Raw genomic sequence first — 19,429 nt, 5'->3', positions numbered from 1 at the left:
ATGTTGGTCTTCCTTTTAAAATCCACAGCCTGCCTGACCATTTTTCTGGTGTTCTACAAACTAATGTTGGAAAGGGAAAGCATACACCATTTTAAGCGCTACTTTCTTTTAGGAGCACTTATTGCTTCGCTTATTATCCCCAATCTGGTATTTGTTGAATATATCGAAACCGTGCAGCCAAACACAAGTGCATTTTCTCCTATGATGGAGCAAGGAGCTGCCGTAACAATTGAACAGCCAATTCCACAAACCTCAGTTTTTGATTGGCAACTTTTGCTGTGGATAATTTATGGATTGGGCGTTATTGGGTTTGGACTGCGTTTTATGGCAAATCTTTTACGAATACGTCTACGCATCAAAAAGAATCCCAAGTTCAAGGAAAATTTTGTCACCAAGGTGCTTTTGAAACAAGCTTTGCCCCCACACACATTTTTCAACTTCATCTTCTTAAACCAAAAACAGCACCAGGAAGGCAACATCCCACAAGAAGTCTTGCTGCATGAGGAGACCCATGCCAAACAAAAGCATAGCTTGGATATCCTTTTTATAGAATTGGCCCAAGTCATGCTATGGTTCAATCCGTTGATCTACCTTTTTAAATCGTCCATAAAGCTGAACCATGAGTTTTTAGCGGACAAAGCGGTGATCAAAAAGAGCTATGATTATTCACAATATCAAAATACTTTGCTGTCGTACTTATCAAACGGCATTGAAAATCATCAGTCGGTCGGCATCGCAAATGCCATCAATTATTCATCAATCAAAAAACGTTTTACAGTCATGAAAACAAAAACATCAAAAACATCATTTGTACTCAGGAGCCTATTGCTCTTGCCACTTACGGCCCTATTATTATTTGGGTTTAGTGAGACGAAAACAATAACCCGTACCACGCCTGTCGAGTTAACAGAAACATCCTTGTACCCAGAAAACAAAAGTTTTGAGTCCACAGATGGGATTTCCTCAAGATCTATTCAATTAGCAGGTCTTATATTAGATTCAGAAACCTTATCGCCACTGGAAAATGCCATTATTACTGATTCCGAAGGAAGTACACTTGCAAAAACCGACAACAACGGATATTACAATATTGAATTTCAAGTTTCTAGTTCAGGTGAAATATTTTTTGATTTCAATGTGGTAAAAGAAGGTTACAATTCCCTAACTCGAATACAGCATTGGGGAAATTTACAAGGTAAAATTAGTTCTGCTATCTATATTGGTTTACAACAAAACGAATCAAACACAAGGCAGCTATCGTCCCTAGTTCCTAATGTAAAAAATCTTGATTATGAAACTATATTGACCAATTATCCCGAGGTTAAAAAAGACTTTGTTTTGGCCAAAAAAATAGAAGCATCTAAAAAGGGCAACCAAAATGTATTCTTACAATTGGATGAAGGTTTCTATCTTTTGAGCGATAGTTGGATTAGACTAAACTCCAAGAATGATTTGGTTCTGGTTGACGATGAAACCATTGTACCTGCCAAAACATTGAACAACCTTATCAAGAGAAACCAAATAATGGGTATGACCCCATTGGGACCTGGAAGCAAGGCCAAATATGCAATTTACACTACCGAACAAACCCAAAATGATGGCCAAAAAACCATAAATCCCATTGAAATCCACATCAATAAAAATGGCAAGCTGCTATTCCAAAACAAAATAGTCCCGTTGGAAGATTTAAAAGGTGAGCTCGCAAAAATCAATGACCACCTTTCCTTTGAAGAAAGGAAAAAAACTATCCGTTCGATTATAAATGCTGAGGCAACCACCCCAAAAGATGTTATCCAAAAAGTGGATGGTATTTTTGAAGAATACGGTTCCGCGACCATAAATATTGTGGGGCCAAAAATGCTCGGTCAAAGCAGTGCCACTCGGGAAGAAATGAAAGAATACAACACATTGGCCAAAAAGTACAATGCAATGGACAGAAACCATATGATCATCAAAAAAGATGAGGTAATGCGCCTAAAAACCATTTATGGGAAAATGTCCGAGAAACAACGTAACGATGCCGAACCGTTCCCTGATTTTCCACCGCCACCGCCAGCACCACCTGCAATTGGAGAACCAGAACCTCCAAAATCCCCCTTAAGTACCACAGAAGTGAAGGAAGTGAGTACTCCCGCTCCTCAAATGCCCCCTGCACCGCCTGCGCCAAAATCACCGTTGGAGCACATCAAGGAGATGGCGGACAAGGGAGCAACCTTTACTTTGAACGGCAAGGAAATATCCGCCAAAGAAGCAATGCGAACCGTTCAGAAAAACAATAAAATCAATATTGACATCAGGGGCACCAAGGGCGACAACCCGATAGTCAAGCTGTCGGTAGACCCTATTGAAATAGACAACTAGACCCTGTTATCCATACAATGTTAAAAGCCCCTTAATTGGGGCTTTTTATGTAACAAATCCATAAAAACTGCGTTCTAATAATCTATCAATCAAAGAGAACACGCTATGCTACAACGCTTTTTTATTTTCTGCTCGGGAGCCGACACCCAAATTTTAGAGACTTGTTCCAATGGGGAACGCAACAAATACGCTGGCATCGGCGCTACCGTATTCTTTACCGCCGTAATGGCATTTATTGCATCGGGCTATGCTCTTTACACGGTTTTCGACAACATATATATCGCTGTTTTCTTTGGACTGATATGGGGTCTGCTCATTTTTAATTTGGATAGATATATTGTGTCCACCATCAAAAAGCGGGACAATTTTAAGGGAGAACTGCTCCAAGCGGCTCCGCGAATTGTTTTGGCTTTGATCATCGCCGTGGTGATTTCCAAGCCCTTGGAGATGAAGATTTTTGAAAAAGAGATCAATCAGGTGCTCTTGGAAGAAAAAAATGCCTTGACCTTGAACAACAAGGAACAATTGGCCCTCCAGTACACTCCAAAAATTGAAAGCCTTAACCAAGATATCGCCAACCTGAAGAATGAGGTTGCTACCAAAGAAACAGAGACCAACGCGCTCTACGATACCTACATTTCCGAAGCCGAAGGCAGAGCGGGAACAGGACTTTTGGGCAAAGGCCCCGTGTACAAGGAGAAACGTGAAAAGCACGATGCGGCTCTGGCGGAGCTCAATACCTTAAAAGAAACGAACGCCGATAAAATCGAGAATATCGAGGCCCAGATTGCGGCCCTTCAAACCGATTACGATACTGCAGTGGCCGATTCACAGCCCATTATTGATGGTTTTGACGGACTGATGGCACGCATCAATGCGTTGGGCAAATTGCCCTGGTTTCCTTCTTTCTTTATCTTTTTGTTGTTCTTGGCCATAGAAACAGCTCCGATCATAGCCAAATTATTGGCGCCAAAAGGGGAATACGACTACAAATTCGAAGAGCAGGAAAGCGTAGTGGCAACTTGGGTCACCCAAAAAGTGGAACAACGTAAATTGCTTATGGCCACCGATGGGGAACTCAATCAGCAAATCTATGCCGACATCAAAAACGAAGAAGAACTGTACCGCTACAAAAAGCAAAAGGCAGAAGAGCTGTTACGCTTACAAGCGGATAGTTTCCACAAGCTTCAGGTTAAGAATCTATAATTTTTTAGCCGACAGTTGATGCTATCGAGATATTCTTTATCCCGTTTCAGCATCCTTCTTACATAGCACTATCCTATCTTTACAAGGTGTTTCTGACGATTTGTAAAATAAAAGTGATGCAATCGCTCCGATTTGGTATGTATGAAGGATAAAAAGTGGAACCGGAAAAAAATCCTGAGATTAATCGGGAAAAGCATTCTTGTTTTGTTGACATTGTTCATTATTTTGGTGGTGATCATCCGAACGCCGTGGGCGCAAAACCTCATTGTTTCGAAAATCACGGATTACGTATCCAGTAAAACAAACACCAAGGTCGAGGTAGAAAGGGTTTTTATCACCTTTTCCGGAAACATTATGGCAGAGGGAATATACTTGGAAGATAAACAGGGGGATACCCTTCTCTACTCCCAAGAAATTCAGATGGACCTTCCCATTTATCCTTTGCTCGTTAAAAATGAACTTTCCATTGACGATGTTGACGCCAAAAAATTAGTTGCCAATATACGTCGGGGCACCGACCCTGAAAGTTTCAATTTTGCCTTTCTGATGGAGGCCTTTGCCACTTCGGATACTACTTCGGTTTCTGAACCCATGTCGATTTCGCTGGGTGATTTCCAATTTACCGATTGGAAAGTGCGGTATAATGACACCTATTTGGGAACCAAAATCAAAGTGAACCTAGGTGAACTTGAGATTGAAGTCACCGAATTCGACCTTGACGAAATGAATTTTGGAATAAATGATTTTGTTTTGAAGAACAGTCAATTGTATTACGAGCAGACCCATGCCCCTCCAACTTCTGATGATACTTCAACCTCGACCCCACCCAAAATTTCCATTGATGGCATTCGGTTGGAAGAGGTAAATCTTGTTTATAATTCAGACCCAAATGGAATCCGGAGCCAGTTGAAATTATCCGAATTTGATTTGACAGAGCTTGCAGTTGACGTTTCCAAAAATAGTTACAAAACGGATGAAATGGCGCTAAAGAACTCCAACATTGTATTAAGTTTAAATCAGACCAATGATACCGTCAAAAATCCAGAACAGAATACCGCTTTTCAATGGCCGGAACTGGAATTACAGGCCAATCAACTGGATTTAGAATCCAACACCTTACGTTTTACGAGAAATGGCGCAAAGCAAAACGATTCCATTTTTAACCCGAATGCCTTTACCATCAACGAACTTACTTTCAAAGCGGATGATTTGAACTACGCTCCTTCGGACTTGGCTATTGAACTCGAAGCGTTCAGTTTCCGGGAAAGTTCTGGTATCGGCCTAAAACAATTGGGCTTCGGAGCATTCATTACGGACAATAAAGCGGTTATTTCAAATTTGGCCCTACGATTAAACCAGAGTAGTCTCAATGCCAATGCTGACATACGCTACGAATCCTTGGATTTGGCAATGAACAATCCAGAAAATAGCAGTCTACAGTTGGTATTGTCACAATTGAGCCTGAATCCTTCGGATTTTCTGCGCTTTTCTCCCGAATTACAAAAAAACACCTCCCTGAATACGTTGTCCAAGAATCCGATTACGGGATACGTTCGGGCAAGCGGAAATTTGCAAAAAGTAGATGATTTTGAGTCGGAACTACGATGGGGACCATCCACCTCTTTGAAATTGGAAGGAAGCCTTTTCAACGTTACACAAATGGAAACCCTTTCCTACGATTTGGATAACTTGGACGTTCGGTCATCGAAAGAAAGCCTTCAACAATTTTTACCTTCCGATAGTCTATCAATTAAGATTCCAGAAACTATTGCATTGACCGGTACGCTAAAAGGTGACCTTGAATCATTCCGAACCAATACCATTTTAAAAATTCAAGAGGGACAAATAGCATTGGATGCTTCTGCACAACTTGGGGAAACCAAAAAATTTAATGGAACCATTTCCACAGATAGTCTTCAATTGGGGGCAATTCTTCAAAATAATCAACTTGGTTCTATTTCGTTAAAAATTCAGGGGTCCGGTTCTGGAACAGAGTTGGCGAATTTGGATGCCCAAGTGGATGGTACCATCGCCCAATTTGAATTCCAAGAATATAATTACAAGGACATCGCTATCAAGGGTGAACTGACAAATGGTACAGGGGATATTTCTCTTTCTATGGAAGACGAAAACTTGAATTTGAAATCCAACACCCTTATCGATTTTACCTCAGAAAGCAACAACATAACTTTTACCACCAACATCATCGGTGCCGACCTCCAAAAATTGGGTTTCACCACAAAGAATATAAAAGTTGCAGCCGATATTGAAGGTTCTTACAAAGGAAATTCAAAGAAATATACGGTTGAAGCGGCTGTTAAAAATGGGATTGCGGTCGCGGACAATAAACAATATCAAATTGAACCCATAGTATTGAATGCTCGTGTAGAAGATTCCATTACCGACGCTACTGTAAAGAGTGGATTTCTAAATGGCGGTTTGTATTCGAATGCATCTTTGAACAGAATTAACTCCGCTTTAAAGAAGCAACTGGAAAACTATTTTTCCTCGGATAGCACCCTTTCCGAAAAACTGGATGATGTAGAGGCAAGATTGGATTTGGCCTTAAAACCAACCTCCATCATCTCCAAGGTATTCTTGGACGGTTTCGAAGATTTGGATTCACTGAACATTGATGTCAAGTTTAATGCGTTGACCAAAAAACTGGACGGGAAAGTATCCGTTCCAAAGTTTTCGTACGCCGGAAGTATTGTAGATAGTCTTGAAGTGGATTTGCAAGGCGATTCGACCAACCTGAATTTCTATGCAGGGCTCAAAAATTTTGAATACGACCCCATCAACCTTAAAAGAACTTTCATCGAGGGGAGTTTAAAGAACAAAGAACTGGAGCTGGACTTTAATTCCATTAACGATACCACCCAAATAGTGCACATAGCCTCGAAACTCATTTTTAAAAAAGATACGCTGAGCCTACATATTTCTCCGAACGACCTCGTACTGAACAAAAAAACCTGGGAAATCCCAGATGACAATAAAATTGTAATGGCGGAATCATATACGGAATTTCAGAACTTGGTCCTTACACGGAACGGACAAAAACTGGAGGTATCCACAACGGTTCCCCAAATGGAAAATGAACATATTGGAATCATTTTCGAAAATTTTCAGCTTCAGACCTTTCTAAGTCTATTGAATCCAGAGGAAGCACTGGCAAAAGGAACGGTACAGGGAAATTTTGTGATTCTCAACCCTTACGAAGCTACTGGATTGGTTTCCAAAATGGATATCTCGGATTTTCGTTTGATGCAGAACCCGTTGGGAAGTCTCAGTTTAAATGCGTCTTCCAAATCCCTTTCGGACTACGATTTTGACCTAAAACTCTCTGGCGGAGGCGCCGACCTAACTTTGACAGGCGATTACGTGGCAAACGAAAACGGTGCACAATTAAATTTAGATCTGGATATCCAAAAATTTGAGACCAAGATTTTTCAAGCATTTTTAAATGAAGAACTGTCCAATCCGTCCGGATACGTTTCGGGCAGCATGAAAGTGAACGGTACACTGGCCGAACCAAACTACTCAGGAAGATTGAATTTTAACAATGTTGGCATCACCTTGTCCGCTTTCAAAACAAACTTGGGGATAGATGGTCAAACATTGAATCTGAATGAGGAAGAAATCACATTCGATAGTTTTAGGATTACCGATGCCGACAAGGGCACATTGGTTTTGGATGGTTCCATCATAACTGGTGACCTTTTGAACCCAGATTTTGAATTATCGGTTACCGCAGACAACTTTAAGGCGCTCGACTCCAAAAAAGGCGATAACGAACTGGTATATGGCACAGCGGTAATTGATGCAGATGTAGAGGTGACCGGCAATTTAGAGATTCCCATAATCAATGGAAGTTTCAAGATCGGCGACGCTACCGACCTCACCTATGTAGTTCCACAAGCCCAATATGAAATTCAAGGAAGGGAAGGCGTGGTGATATTTGTCAACAGAGAAAATCCCGATGCTATATTAACAAGGGATTCCAACGAAACACCTGATTCCGTATTCGCCGGAATGGATATCAACACTACCCTGGAAATTTCCGACGATGCTGTTTTTAAGGTCGTTTTGGACGAAAAAACACAGGATATGCTACAGGCCTCTGGCAATGCCAGTTTAAACTTAGATATAGACCCCAACCAGGACATTGGCCTATCGGGCAGGTTGGAACTCAGTTCTGGGTTCTACAAAACAAGCCTTTACAATTTGGTAAGCCGTGAGTTTACCATAAATGAAGGCAGTAGTGTGACATGGTCTGGAGATCCCTATAATGCCAAACTGGATGTGACCGCTACCTATGAAATCGAAACGTCCGCAGCACCATTGATGTCATCCATAAGCTATGGTCAGGATACCGGGGTTTCCAATCAGTACCAAAGAGCTTCCACCTTTTTTGTTTATTTGAAAATTGGAGGTGAAATCTCAGGTCCAGAAATATCCTTCGCCCTGGATATGCCCGAAAATGCTCAGGGGGCTTATGGCGGAGGGGTTTACGGACGCATTCAACAGTTGAATCAGCAAGAATCCGAACTCAACAAACAGGTTTTTTCGTTATTGGCCCTGAACCGCTTTTATCCCACCTCTGGAAGTGATGGAAGCGCTGGGGGTGCCGTTGCCCTCGCACGTAACAACGTAAACAAAGTACTGTCTGGAGAACTCAATACCATTTCCAACAGAATATTGGGCAATACCGGACTGGAACTGGATTTTGACTTGGACAGCTTTCAAGAAAATCAAGGCGATGGGCTACAGAACAGAACACAGTTGAACATCAATGCACAGAAAAAGCTATTTGACGACCGTGTGATAGTCTCGGCCGGAAGTGCCGTAGATGTAGAAGGCAGTGCATCGAGTGCCGAAACTTCCACACCTGTGATTGGAAATGTAACTTTGGAGTACCTCTTGAATGAACAAGGTAATTATCGATTGAAAGGATTTAGACGACAGGAGTACCAAAATATTATTGATGGCCAATTGATCGTGACCGGACTTGCCTTTATTTTTGATAGGGAATTCAACAAATTCAGTGAATTGTTCAGTCCTATCAAACCAAAGACAAAAAAAGAAGAGGAAGACACAAGAGAAAAGGATAACAACGATAAGAACCCATAATCCTAACATTAGTTTTTGAAACATCAAATCATAAAATATCTATTTTTTAACTGCCTTGTAGTGCTATTAGCGCAGTCTTGCGGTATAAAGAAATTCATTCCAGAGGGTGAGCGGCTATACACCGGTGCAGAGCTGGAATTGGATACTATTGGAGAAGTGGAAGGGCTAAAGGAGGTAAAAGTTGAATTGACCAGTTTGATTGAACCCAATCCAAACACCAAATTTCTGGGCATGAAACCCGGTTTGTTCTTTCATTACAAAGCACAGCGGGAAAAGCCCGGTTTTATATATAGGTTTCTGAACAAATCCTTTGGCGAAGAACCTGTATATTTTTCTGAAGTAAATCCCGAGCGCGTAGAAGAGCTCATAGTAAACCGGCTGGACAACAACGGTTTTTTCTACAGTAGGGCCAGTTCCGAGACCATTCTAAAAGAAAAAAGTGCTTCCGTCAACTATACGGCAACCCTTCAAGAACCTTACACACTGGAAAATTATGAAGTGGATATGGATTCCTTACCGATTTATGATGAGCTATCGGACATCGTCAAAAAATCACCACTATCCAAGGACGACCGCTTTGACCTAGATCTATTGAAAGCGGAACGGGAACGATTGGATTTCAATCTAAAACAGCGGGGCTACTATAATAGCAATGCAAATCTTTTCATTTTTGAAGCCGACACCAATCAATATAAAAACCGAAAATTTGATCTATTCCTTCGTTTAAAAAAGAAAGCTCCCAAAAAAACGGCTATCCCCTATACCATCGATTCCATAACGGTATATCCAAATTATTCCATCGAGGGCGATACATTACCATTGTCCAAACAAAACATTACCAATGTCAACGGAACGGACTTTATACAAAACGAGTATTACTTTAAACCTGAATTGCTGGAAACCTATATTTTGTTCAAAGAGGGAGACCTGTACAATGCCAACACCTCGAGGGTTACAAGTAATAGACTTTCGTCCTTGGGAAGCTATAAGTACGTCAATATTCAGTATAGTGAACTGGATACCGCAATGACCAATGGAAAGGGCGGCTCCCTCGCGGCAGATATTTATTTGGCCCCATTGACGAAGCGATCGTTGCGGGCAGAAATTCAGGCCGTGACCAAATCCAACGGATTTACCGGCCCGGGACTATTGTTGACCTATAGCAACAGAAACCTCTTCAACGGTGGCGAGACCTTGAGCCTATCCACCCATTTTTCCTATGAATCGCAATTGAGTTCTGGTGATAATTCAAATTTAAGCAGCATCGCATGGGGCGTAAAAGGCGATTTGATTTTCCCCAGGTCCATCCCATTTTCACCAAAAAAATTCAGGTATTCCGTTCCCAAGACCAAGATCTCTGCAGGGGTGGATTACTTACGGCGAAGCCAGTTGTTTACCCTGAATTCCATAAACGGTTCTTTTGGGTACACTTGGAAAGAAAACCGGTATGTGTATCACCAGTTAGATCCAATAAGCGTCAATTACTCCAGGCTGTCCAAGGTAACAGATGAGTTTCAACAAATATTGGACGACAACCCTTTTCTCCAAAGAAGTTTTGAGCAACGTTTTATTGCCGGGCTGCTCTACGGCTTCACATATGATGAAGTGTCCGATTTAGATAAGGAATATCCCATATTTTTCTCTACCAATATTGATTTGGCAGGCAACCTTTTCAGTTTGATAGATGGCGGTTCGGGCACCATATTGGGTTCCGAATATGCCCAATATGCAAAAATGGATGTCGATTTTCGTTTCTATTTAAGATGGGATAGAGAACAAACTCTGGTTTCAAGAGTTTACGCCGGGTGGGGCGTACCTTACGGAAATAGTGAAACATTGCCTTTTGTAAAACAATTTTTCTCCGGGGGACCATATAGCGTTAGGGCTTTCAATATCCGTTCGCTAGGACCAGGAAATTTCAACGCTGTTTCGGAAGATTCCTCCACGGATTATTTCGACAGGTCGGGAAATTTGAAACTGGAAGCCAACTTGGAATATCGATTCCCTATATTTTCTTACTTAAAAGGTGCCTTTTTTGTAGATGCCGGGAATGTTTGGCTTACCGGAAATTATGAAGATTTGGAGAATGACCAGCAGACCAGTAATTCTTCCAACACATTGTTTACCGATGGTAAATTCGAATCGGATTGGTTAAACGAAGTTGCTGCCGGATTTGGCTTTGGTTTACGGGTGGACATCCAGAATTTTGTGATCCGGTTTGATTTGGCCTCACCTTTTAGAGTGCCTTATCAACCAAAAAATGACCGTTGGAATGTTCCTTTCTTCGGAAACAACGGGAATAAAGCAACATTGAATTTTGCCATTGGCTACCCTTTCTAATCCCTGATGATATCCATTTTCCGCAACAAAAAGGAAGCATTCATGTTCTGGCAAACCCCTTTTTTAAATGTATAGTCAAAATACAGTTCCCCGTTTACGATTTGGGCATCAAAATAGCGGTTTTCCACTTCGGACAGTTCATCGGCAAGGCTGCACAAACTTAGATCGTGCGTAGCGACCATACCAGTAGACCCATTTTTCACCAATCGTTCCACAAATTTTTTGGAGCCAGCTGCCTTATCCACACTATTGGTACCCTTCAAAATTTCATCCAAAATCACAAAACAGTCATCCTTATCCAGCTCCTCCACAATGTATTTTAAGCGTTTGAGCTCCGCATAAAAATAGGAAGTCTCATCCGCCAAAGAATCCGAAGATCGCATACTTGTCAGCAAACGTACGGGACGGTACAGCACTTCTTTTCCTTTTACGGGCAAACCCATATTGGCCATTACTATCTGCAGGCCAACGGCACGCAAAAAGGTACTTTTACCAGCCATGTTGGCGCCCGTAACTATGCAAAAACGTCCTTTTGCGATCTCAAAATCGTTTAAAACGTTCTTTTTGGGTTCCACCAAGGGGTGGCCCACTTCTTTCCCGCTAAGGATAATGTCGCCATGGACCAAGTTCGGATAGGTATGATCAGAATGGTTGAAGGCATAGGTGCCAAGCGTGATGTAGGCATCGAACTGGGCAATGGCGGAAAACCAATCTTCAACATCTTCCCCATAGTTCTCGATCCAAGATTCCACTTTATAGGCATAATAAACACTATATAAGCCGAGACCCTGTGCAAACATCAAAATTATGAGGTTGAACTGCTGCTCCAGCATCGTCATACTTTGGGAAAATTTCTTTAGAATTTTTGATGTCCTCTCCCCTTTTACCTCCAATTTTTTCTGAAGGTCTTGCAGCAACTCTGAGTTGAAAGCATGTGCTTCCAGTTCCGAAATCAGTCGTTGGTGTTGTTGAATGGTTTCTTGGGCCTCCGATACATTTGTGGTAAATCCGATAATGTTCTTTGCATAGCGACCTACGATTCCAGCGCCCAGGAGATACCAGAACAGAATCAAACTTTCGGGCACCTGGCCCATAACCGCCAATGTGATCAGTATAATTGACAACACACCAAAAATCGGCGGAACGATTCCCGCCCATTTGGGCATAAAAGACTTGTGGTTTTTCATCCAGTCGGAAACCACGTCGGGGGATATTTTGGGTCGGGTCTCTCCTGCCAATGCCGAGAAATGTTGCCGCCATTCGGGTAATTGTGACAGTTCCTGAATCGCGGCCTGTTTTTTGGCTATATCCTTTGGATATATGTCCAATAAAAGGTTTGAAAACACCTCCCTACCCTGCACCAAGGTCGTACGGTTAGCATACTGGTAAAAGGAACCCCTTCCAAAAATATCAAGGTCCTGGGCATATGGATGATCGGGTTCCAAAAACGCCTTGCCGTCGGGCAAATGATGAAACTTTCGATCAAGGATGTTCAATTCGGTATTGTTGATTTCGATAAGCCTTTCCAAATATTCCTTATGGCGTTTTACATTGCTGAAGCGGGTGACCAAATACAAAAACAGCGCAATGCCCAAGGGCAGCACTACAAATAGCAGTGAACTTCCCCAAAGGAAATAAATACCAAGGGCTAAGGCCACAAAAACGGACAAACGCAAGGTGGCCAACAGGCCCAATTGTTTTTTTACCTGCTGAAGTTCCTGTTGATGTTTATCTCGCTGGGAAGTGTAAAATGTTTTTAAATCTTTCATGAAACATCAACCTAAATTGTTGAGCTCTTGTTGAAGCTTTTTGGTCAATCCCGATACGACCAGTTCATAGGAATGGTCGACCAGGTCTTTAATCAATTTGGGAGGGAGCTCTTCCAGAAACAAGGTGTTCCAATGGGTCTTGCTCATATGATAGCCTGGCATGATTACGCCATCATATTCCTCCCGAAGCTCCACGGCCCTTTCGGGGTCGCACTTTAAATTGCACTGTGTAGGGAGGCGTTCCAAAGGCACGAGGGCGAACATCTTGCCCATCACCTTGAACACCAATGTGTTTTCATCAAAAGGAAATGCTTCGGTCACCCCCTTTTTGTTCAGGCAAAGCTCCCGAAGTTCCTCTACATTCATTGCTGGATTCCCTGTGAGTCGTAAACGATGACTTTCTCCCAAAAATCTTCGCACTCTTCTATAAAAACCTTGTGAGCGGCTTCGTCTTGATAGGCGGCCTGATCTTCGGCAGATTCAAAAGAAAGAATCAAAGAGTAGGTGAACGAATCGTCCACCACATCGCGGATGGCTTTTGGCGGCTTACCGATAAATTTTGTCTTCGCGTACTGCGAACTGTTCAAAAATTTGGTCAAGGATGCTTCAAAAGTGGCCCTATCGGCTTGACTATCTGGATTTTTAAACCAGAAATAGACCACGTGGGCAAACGTGTGGTCAAAATTATTGTTCATTTCATTTTTGATTTGTACACAACTGGAGGCTAACACACCTACCAATAGCAGGGTTACAATTTTGGTTTTCATATTTACTCTTCTATTGATTCTTTTTCCTTTTTTGATATTTCCAAAGCGGAATAATCCAATGTCCATCCAATGGTCTCCACTATTTTTTCCACGACCAAAACGGCCTGTAATGCTTCTCTCCTTGCGGTTTCCATCAACCCGCTTTCGGGTATCTTTTTTCTGATATGCTCTTTGGCCTCTTGATTCAGATTGGTCAGGTCTGTGGGCGAAAAGCTGTTAAAAATACCATTTTTAATGTCATAAAATTGCAGGTCGGGTTCAATGGACAATATTTCTGGCTCTGGAAAATGGTTGAGCATGATCCGCTTGTTGTCGTTATCCGCTTTCAAATCCAATTTGTTCAGGTCGTACCCGATCTGTGCCTTCGCCTTGATGACGATCAATGCCTTTTTCTTGCTCCGCAACAAGCTCATAAAGCTGTCCTTGGTATTCTCGTAATGATAAATCTCGGCAAAATCCCCTTCCACCGAAACCAATTTGCATACACTACGGATTTTATTGAGAATTACGGTAGACTGTTCTTCGGTAATTTCTTTGTTTTTCTTTTTTCGGAACAGGGAATAGACCCAATACATGATTATTGCGCCCAAGATCAACCCCAAAACAATATCCACAACTTCGCCCATGTTATTTTCCTATTTCACCCAAATGGGTAAACTTAAATCCTTTATCATATTTTAATCCGTACCCCAGCATTCTGTCCAACGCGGAGTGTGAGAACAAAATTACCCCGATCAACTGGCATAAAGGTATGGAAAAGTAAGCGCCCACCAGATAGATGAGTATGGCCACTCCCTTATGATGAAACAGATTATAACAAAAAGCTCCGACCTTGTTTCCGAAAATGTAGCCCACCATTCCAATATCAGGGGTTAACATCAATACCAAAAACCACCACCAGGGGTATTCCAGCAAACTAAAAAGGTAGATGCCCAGAACGAACATCATTACCTCTTCCAATTTCAGGGTTGTCTTCATTTATGGGTTTTCAATTTTGTACAACACGGGTCTACTGGGGCTGGCATCATTTTCAAAGGGTGCTACTTGTAGGTTTAAAAAGTAGGTGCCGTCCTCCACAGGGTTGGGCACATAAATAAATTCCGTTATGGTGGCTTTGGCCCTGGGCTTTCCGCTCATGTTCCAAAAGGCCTTGTGCGCCAAAAGCTCTCCCCCATCCCTTTCCTTGTCCACGGAGGGGAGGTCTATCAACAAATGATCTACTCCTTTTTTTACCAAATATTTGGCCGCTGCCTCGGTCAGGTACGTTGGGTTGGTATCCGAATATTTTTTGGAGCGCTTGTCGCCTAAATTGGGCATGGTCCTGATAATTACGGCCTGTCTTTTTTTGTTGCCCAAGGCATATTTTATTTGCTTTTCCGAGATGATAAAATCTTCTCCCATTTGTTCGGGGGCCACGGTAATCACCTCGGCCAAAAAGAAAAATTGCTTCAGTTTTTTGTTGATGGAGTTGAACTCCTCCGAAATATGTCCCAAACATTCGGTATGCGTGACGTGTGAATGGGGGTTGAACCAAATATCGTTGAAATTGGTGGATGCGCCCTCGCTTACCTTGCCCACAAACCCGTCCTCTTCATGCGGTGAAATTTTGGGCGGGTCCAAGTACCAGGCGTTCACGTTTTTGTCGCCCCCTTTGAGCGGTATGGAAATATCAAGAGGCTTGGTCAGGTCTATTTTATAGTTACGGGAGTTGTGTTTTACTGTGGCAATCATTTAAGCTAAACTAGTTTGCAGTAATTAAGTCAATTCATTTGATAAATGCAATAAATCAGCCTTTTTTGATAAAAGTTATTAGTCCAACGAATTCTTCAAAAATTGATTCGCCGTCCAATTCAAAACCATCAATTCGAGTGAAAATCCAAAGGAATTTTGTATCCAGAATTGAGTTTCTGCTTGAAATTCTGGTCCTAGATACTTTTTTTTTGTGAAAAAACACTCGAACTGAAGAATTTCGGTCAACTTTGAATTGTATTTTACGAATCTAGAAATTGTTCCTGTCCTGCACAGGTGTGATATTTGTTCCAAAAAAATCATAACTTCAAATTTTGGTCTACATGAATCTTTGAAAAACTATCATCTCGTAGAGCTTTGACTGTAATTTGAGTACCAACCAACCTTGAACCAATGATCACTAAGCAACAATTGAAATCTTTACTTTCGACATTAATTCTAGCATTTCTTGCCCTAATTGATGTAAATGCCCAAAAACTTGACAACACCATGAAAAAAGAAAAGCCTATTGAAGTTGCCTTTATCATGTTCGATGATTATGAAACTTTGGATGTTTTCGGGCCAGCAGAAATTTTTGGCCGGTTAGTGGATCAATACTCGCTTAAATTTTATTCGCTTGAGGGAGGTGTGGTCACCAATAGACACAAAGTTCCCATCATGACCGAAAAATTTGAGACCATGGGCAACGGTCCTAAAATCATTTTGGTTCCAGGAGGCATGGGTACCCGAAAGGAAGTGAACAATCCCCAACTTTTGGATAAAATAGAAGAACTATCCCAAACGAGTGATTATGTCCTTTCCGTTTGTACAGGGAGTGCACTTCTCGCCAAGTCTGGACTATTGGATGGCAAAAAAGCTACGTCCAACAAGCGGGCATTTTCATGGGTTGTTTCCCAAAATTCGGAGGTTGATTGGGACAAAAAAGCGAGATGGAAAGTTGATGGCAAATACTACACCTCTTCGGGCGTAAGCGCAGGCATGGATATGGCTCTGGGCTTTTTAGCCGATAGACACGGTATTGATTTCGCCAGAAAGGTGGCCAAAGAAATTGAATACAACTGGATAGAGGACAAGGATAACGATAATTTCGTGGCCGAATGAGCACTGCTTTAATCCACAAAAATCTTGCAATCCCATACGTCAAAAACTTACATTTTTGAAAAATCCCTATCAATTAATTAGGAATAGGGATTTATCAACTCAAACCGTTCATCGGTCAATTTCGAATAAATCTTTTGGTTCAGATCGCTTAGTTTTAATCGTCGTTCATCGAGATATACTTAACTTATGAAAAATCAATATCCAAAGAAAGAATTGATGAACTTATAAAGAAGAAATTTTCTTCTTCGTTTATGAATAATTCAAAATGGGTAAAATTGATATCTGTACTAGTGGTCAATTACCATCTAATTGAAGAAATAGATGTCAAATTAATTTTTGATAAAAAAATAAGAAAATTAAAAATTTCAGGAAATGAGCAATTTAATTTTGATTATTATCCTAACGCCATGGAATCTATGGTTACAGACCCAGTTAATCCAGGTTGGACTATGTACAAAGAAATTGAGTGGATTGAAATTAAAGGTTCTCAAGTAAACAAAGAATTGGCAGAAATGATAAAAGGTATTGGAAAGTTTAACATTGATTCGCATCCTAAAAAACTTCGTCTCTCCGCTTACATATAAAGCCAAAAATCATTACAACGCTAATCGAAGTGACACATATAATTGATTTTTTATTGGCTTTCGAAACTAATCCATGAAAAACAAATCACTCACAATTCCTTCCACCAAAAATTTGCCTCTTTTTTAAAACCCCCAATGCCATTGGGAATAAATTCTACTTCACAGATTCCTGCGTAGGCAGGAATGACAGTTTCCTATTTTAGGTTAAGCATGAAAAGGTCCGAGGCAATCCCATCCGCCAAAAACTTGGCGTTTTTAGTGGTAAGCAATTTTCCATCATCCACAACCAACAAACCTTGATCTAAAAATTTTGATGATTGTTGGTAGAGATATTTCAGGTAATTTTCTCCAAATGCACTTTCTATTCTATCCAAATCCACGCCCCAAATGGTACGTAGGCCCGTCATTACATATTCGTTGTACCTATCCGTAGTGGAAAGTGTCTCAATTTCGATGGGCAGCACATTTTCTTCTATTTTTTTGATGTAAGTCGGGTTGTTCCGTATGTTCCAACTTCGATGGGCTCCATCAAAGGAATGTGCAGATGGGCCAACGCCCAAATAGGTTTTGCCCAACCAATAGGCGGTGTTGTTTTTGGAGAAATAATCGGGCTTGCCAAAATTGGAAATTTCGTAGTTTACAAAACCGTTGGATTCCAAAGCATCCACCAAAATATGAAATTGTTCTTGTGCCTGCTCATCATCCACATCGGGAACCACACCTTTTTCTATAAATTTTTTGAGAGCCGTTCGGGGTTCCACCGTTAGCGCGTAGCTGGAAATATGGGGCAGGTCAAAATCCAAAGCTTTTTGAATATTGGTTTTCCATCGTTCATTGTCCATACCAGGGATTCCGTAGACCAAATCGATGGAGATATTGTCAAAATGAGTTCTGGCTTCCCGAATACAGTTTTCAGCTTCTTGGGCATTGTGTGCGCGGTTCATCAAACGTAGATCTTCTTCAAAAAAGGATTGGATGCCTATGCTGAGACGATTTATTGGACTTTTGGATAGTTGGATAATTCGATTATTGGACAAATCATCAGGATTGGCTTCGAGGGTGATCTCTGGATCATGAATTACTTTGTAATTGTCGTAAACTGCCTGAATCAAATATTCGATTTCATCATTGGATAAAACTGATGGCGTTCCGCCTCCAAAATAAATCGTCTCGACCACCTCATCAATCTCCGATTTGCGAAGAACCAGTTCTTTGGCAATGGCCTTGACCATGACTTCCTTTTTTCCCAGTTGTGTGGAAAAGTGAAAATCACAATAATGGCAAGCTTGCTTGCAAAATGGAATATGGATATAAATTCCGCTCATTCAATCAATGATCAATTAACAATTAGCAATGAACAATCCTTATTTCTTAATTCTTGATTCATTTTGCTTCACAAAAGCTTCCCAACCCGTATAGCTTTTGCCTACCTCTACCCTGCCCTCATTGTAGAAATGACAAACTGCGGCCGCCAAGCCGTCCGTACTGTCGAGGTTTTTGGGTAAGGATTTCAATTTTAAGACGCTCTGAAGCATTCGGGCCACTTGCTCCTTACTCGCATTCCCATTGCCCGTTATGGCCATTTTTATCTTCTTGGGCATATACTCGGTAATCGGGATTTGTCTGGACAGCCCAGCCGCCATCGCTACTCCTTGCGCACGGCCCAACTTGAGCATGGACTGCACATTTTTCCCATAAAATGGGGCCTCAATGGCAATCTCATCGGGGTGATACGTGTCGATAAGTTCCAAGGTGCGTTCAAAAATAAGTTTGAGCTTGGTATAAGGGTCATCGTACTTTTTGAGCATCAACTCGTTCATTTGCACAAAATGCATCTGTTTGTTGATAACCTTGATGATTCCAAAACCCATGATGGTGGTTCCAGGATCTATTCCCAATATAATTTTTTCTGTAGCCAAATCAGTTGGTGTTTAGTACGAGCGGAAGCCTAAAACGCAGACTTACAGGATTTCCTCTTTTCAAAGCGGGCGCCACGGTCGTCAAGTCGTTCAAACTTTCGGAGATCTTGCTGTTGAAATCCGATATTTCGTTGAGTACGGAGGTTTTTTCCTCCACGTTCAAAACCGAAATAAAACCGTGCTCATCAATCAAAAAATCGATATATACGGTATCGTTCATATCGTTTCGAACCTGAAACTCGAGCCCAACCAAAGCTTCGGAAAAATATTCGGTGATCACATTCTGAAAGCACTCCTGTTGTGCCTCTTTGGGAGCGGTTTCATCGCAGTCCTCAAAAAGCGGGTATTGGTCCACATCGTTCCAATCGATGGCCAAAAGTTCTTCATTGACCAGTTTTTGGGTCTTGTCCTCCTTGGACTCGAACAGCTCGCAGGACACGAGCAACCCCATAAAAATGATTGATAAAACAAACTTCTGCATGACAGCCCCTAGAATTTGGCTG

At 41.5% G+C, this 19,429-nt stretch carries 15 protein-coding genes; 6 read left to right on the top strand and 9 right to left on the bottom strand.

The annotated features are described in order from the left end of the window. The 4 genes from J0656_RS12720 (at position 1) to tamL (ending at position 11,037) form a co-directional block, all read left to right on the top strand. Positions 1-2,361, top strand: a complete 2,361-nt coding sequence (locus J0656_RS12720) for a M56 family metallopeptidase (protein WP_207034490.1) — start codon at positions 1-3, stop codon at positions 2,359-2,361. A gap of 105 nt (positions 2,362-2,466) precedes the next feature. Continuing rightward, a complete protein-coding gene (locus J0656_RS12715) occupies positions 2,467-3,567 on the top strand; it encodes a DUF4407 domain-containing protein (protein ID WP_207034488.1) in 1,101 nt (366 codons plus the stop codon). Between the two features lie 141 nt (positions 3,568-3,708). Further along, positions 3,709-8,697, top strand: a complete 4,989-nt coding sequence (locus tag J0656_RS12710) for a translocation/assembly module TamB domain-containing protein (RefSeq protein WP_207034486.1) — start codon at positions 3,709-3,711, stop codon at positions 8,695-8,697. 60 nt (positions 8,698-8,757) lie between these two features. Further along, positions 8,758-11,037, top strand: a complete 2,280-nt coding sequence (gene tamL / locus J0656_RS12705) for a translocation and assembly module lipoprotein TamL (RefSeq protein WP_313790193.1) — start codon at positions 8,758-8,760, stop codon at positions 11,035-11,037. Here tamL and J0656_RS12700 read toward each other — a convergent pair. Genes J0656_RS12700 through J0656_RS12675 form a run of 6 tightly spaced genes read right to left on the bottom strand, consistent with a single transcriptional unit; the run spans position 11,034 to position 15,304 of the window. Continuing rightward, positions 11,034-12,806, bottom strand: coding sequence for a MutS-related protein (locus tag J0656_RS12700; RefSeq protein ID WP_207034482.1), 1,773 nt, complete (start codon positions 12,804-12,806; stop codon positions 11,034-11,036). The two genes, tamL and J0656_RS12700, sit on opposite strands and share 4 nt — an antisense overlap. Positions 12,807-12,812: 6 nt before the next feature. After that, positions 12,813-13,172 carry an MmcQ/YjbR family DNA-binding protein gene (locus tag J0656_RS12695; RefSeq protein ID WP_207034480.1) on the bottom strand — a complete coding sequence of 120 codons (360 nt, stop codon included), beginning with the start codon at positions 13,170-13,172 and terminating at the stop codon, positions 12,813-12,815. Next, positions 13,169-13,573 (bottom strand): Dabb family protein, encoded by a 405-nt coding sequence (locus tag J0656_RS12690; protein WP_207034478.1) that lies wholly within the window; start codon positions 13,571-13,573, stop codon positions 13,169-13,171. Before J0656_RS12690 ends, J0656_RS12695 begins: the two co-directional genes overlap by 4 nt. A 2-nt stretch (positions 13,574-13,575) precedes the next feature. Next, positions 13,576-14,199, bottom strand: coding sequence for a DUF4230 domain-containing protein (locus J0656_RS12685; protein ID WP_207034476.1), 624 nt, complete (start codon positions 14,197-14,199; stop codon positions 13,576-13,578). A 1-nt stretch (position 14,200) separates the two neighbouring features. Then, the gene (locus tag J0656_RS12680; RefSeq protein WP_207034474.1) at positions 14,201-14,551 is read right to left on the bottom strand and encodes a DUF4260 domain-containing protein; all 351 of its coding nucleotides are present in this window, start codon (positions 14,549-14,551) and stop codon (positions 14,201-14,203) included. Further along, positions 14,552-15,304 (bottom strand): cyclase family protein, encoded by a 753-nt coding sequence (locus J0656_RS12675; RefSeq protein ID WP_207034472.1) that lies wholly within the window; start codon positions 15,302-15,304, stop codon positions 14,552-14,554. It lies immediately after the preceding gene. Positions 15,305-15,811: 507 nt separating this feature from the next. Between J0656_RS12675 and J0656_RS12670 the strand changes: the two genes are divergently transcribed. Together J0656_RS12670 and J0656_RS12665 are read left to right on the top strand one after the other, a co-directional pair. Next, a complete protein-coding gene (locus tag J0656_RS12670) occupies positions 15,812-16,423 on the top strand; it encodes a DJ-1/PfpI family protein (protein ID WP_237688941.1) in 612 nt (203 codons plus the stop codon). A gap of 275 nt (positions 16,424-16,698) precedes the next feature. After that, on the top strand, positions 16,699-17,007 hold the full coding sequence (locus J0656_RS12665; protein ID WP_207034471.1) for a hypothetical protein: 309 nt from the start codon (positions 16,699-16,701) through the stop codon (positions 17,005-17,007). A 194-nt stretch (positions 17,008-17,201) separates the two neighbouring features. On the opposite strand, the gene hemW is transcribed toward J0656_RS12665, so the two are convergent. From hemW to J0656_RS12650, 3 genes are read right to left on the bottom strand one after another with little or no spacing between them, the layout of a single operon-like run. Then, positions 17,202-18,332, bottom strand: a complete 1,131-nt coding sequence (gene hemW / locus J0656_RS12660; RefSeq protein ID WP_207034468.1) for a radical SAM family heme chaperone HemW — start codon at positions 18,330-18,332, stop codon at positions 17,202-17,204. Positions 18,333-18,371: 39 nt separating this feature from the next. Further along, entirely contained in the window at positions 18,372-18,926 is a 555-nt protein-coding gene (gene ruvC, locus J0656_RS12655) for a crossover junction endodeoxyribonuclease RuvC (protein ID WP_207034465.1), read from the bottom strand. Position 18,927: 1 nt separating this feature from the next. Next, the gene (locus tag J0656_RS12650; protein WP_207034463.1) at positions 18,928-19,407 is read right to left on the bottom strand and encodes a hypothetical protein; all 480 of its coding nucleotides are present in this window, start codon (positions 19,405-19,407) and stop codon (positions 18,928-18,930) included. Between the last annotated feature and the right edge of the window lie 22 nt (positions 19,408-19,429).

The sequence above is a fragment of the Flagellimonas aurea genome (assembly GCF_017313785.1).
GTDB lineage: Bacteria > Bacteroidota > Bacteroidia > Flavobacteriales > Flavobacteriaceae > Flagellimonas > Flagellimonas aurea.
The sequence above is the reverse complement of the archived record's forward strand: the minus strand, read 5'-3'. Positions and strand labels throughout refer to the sequence as shown.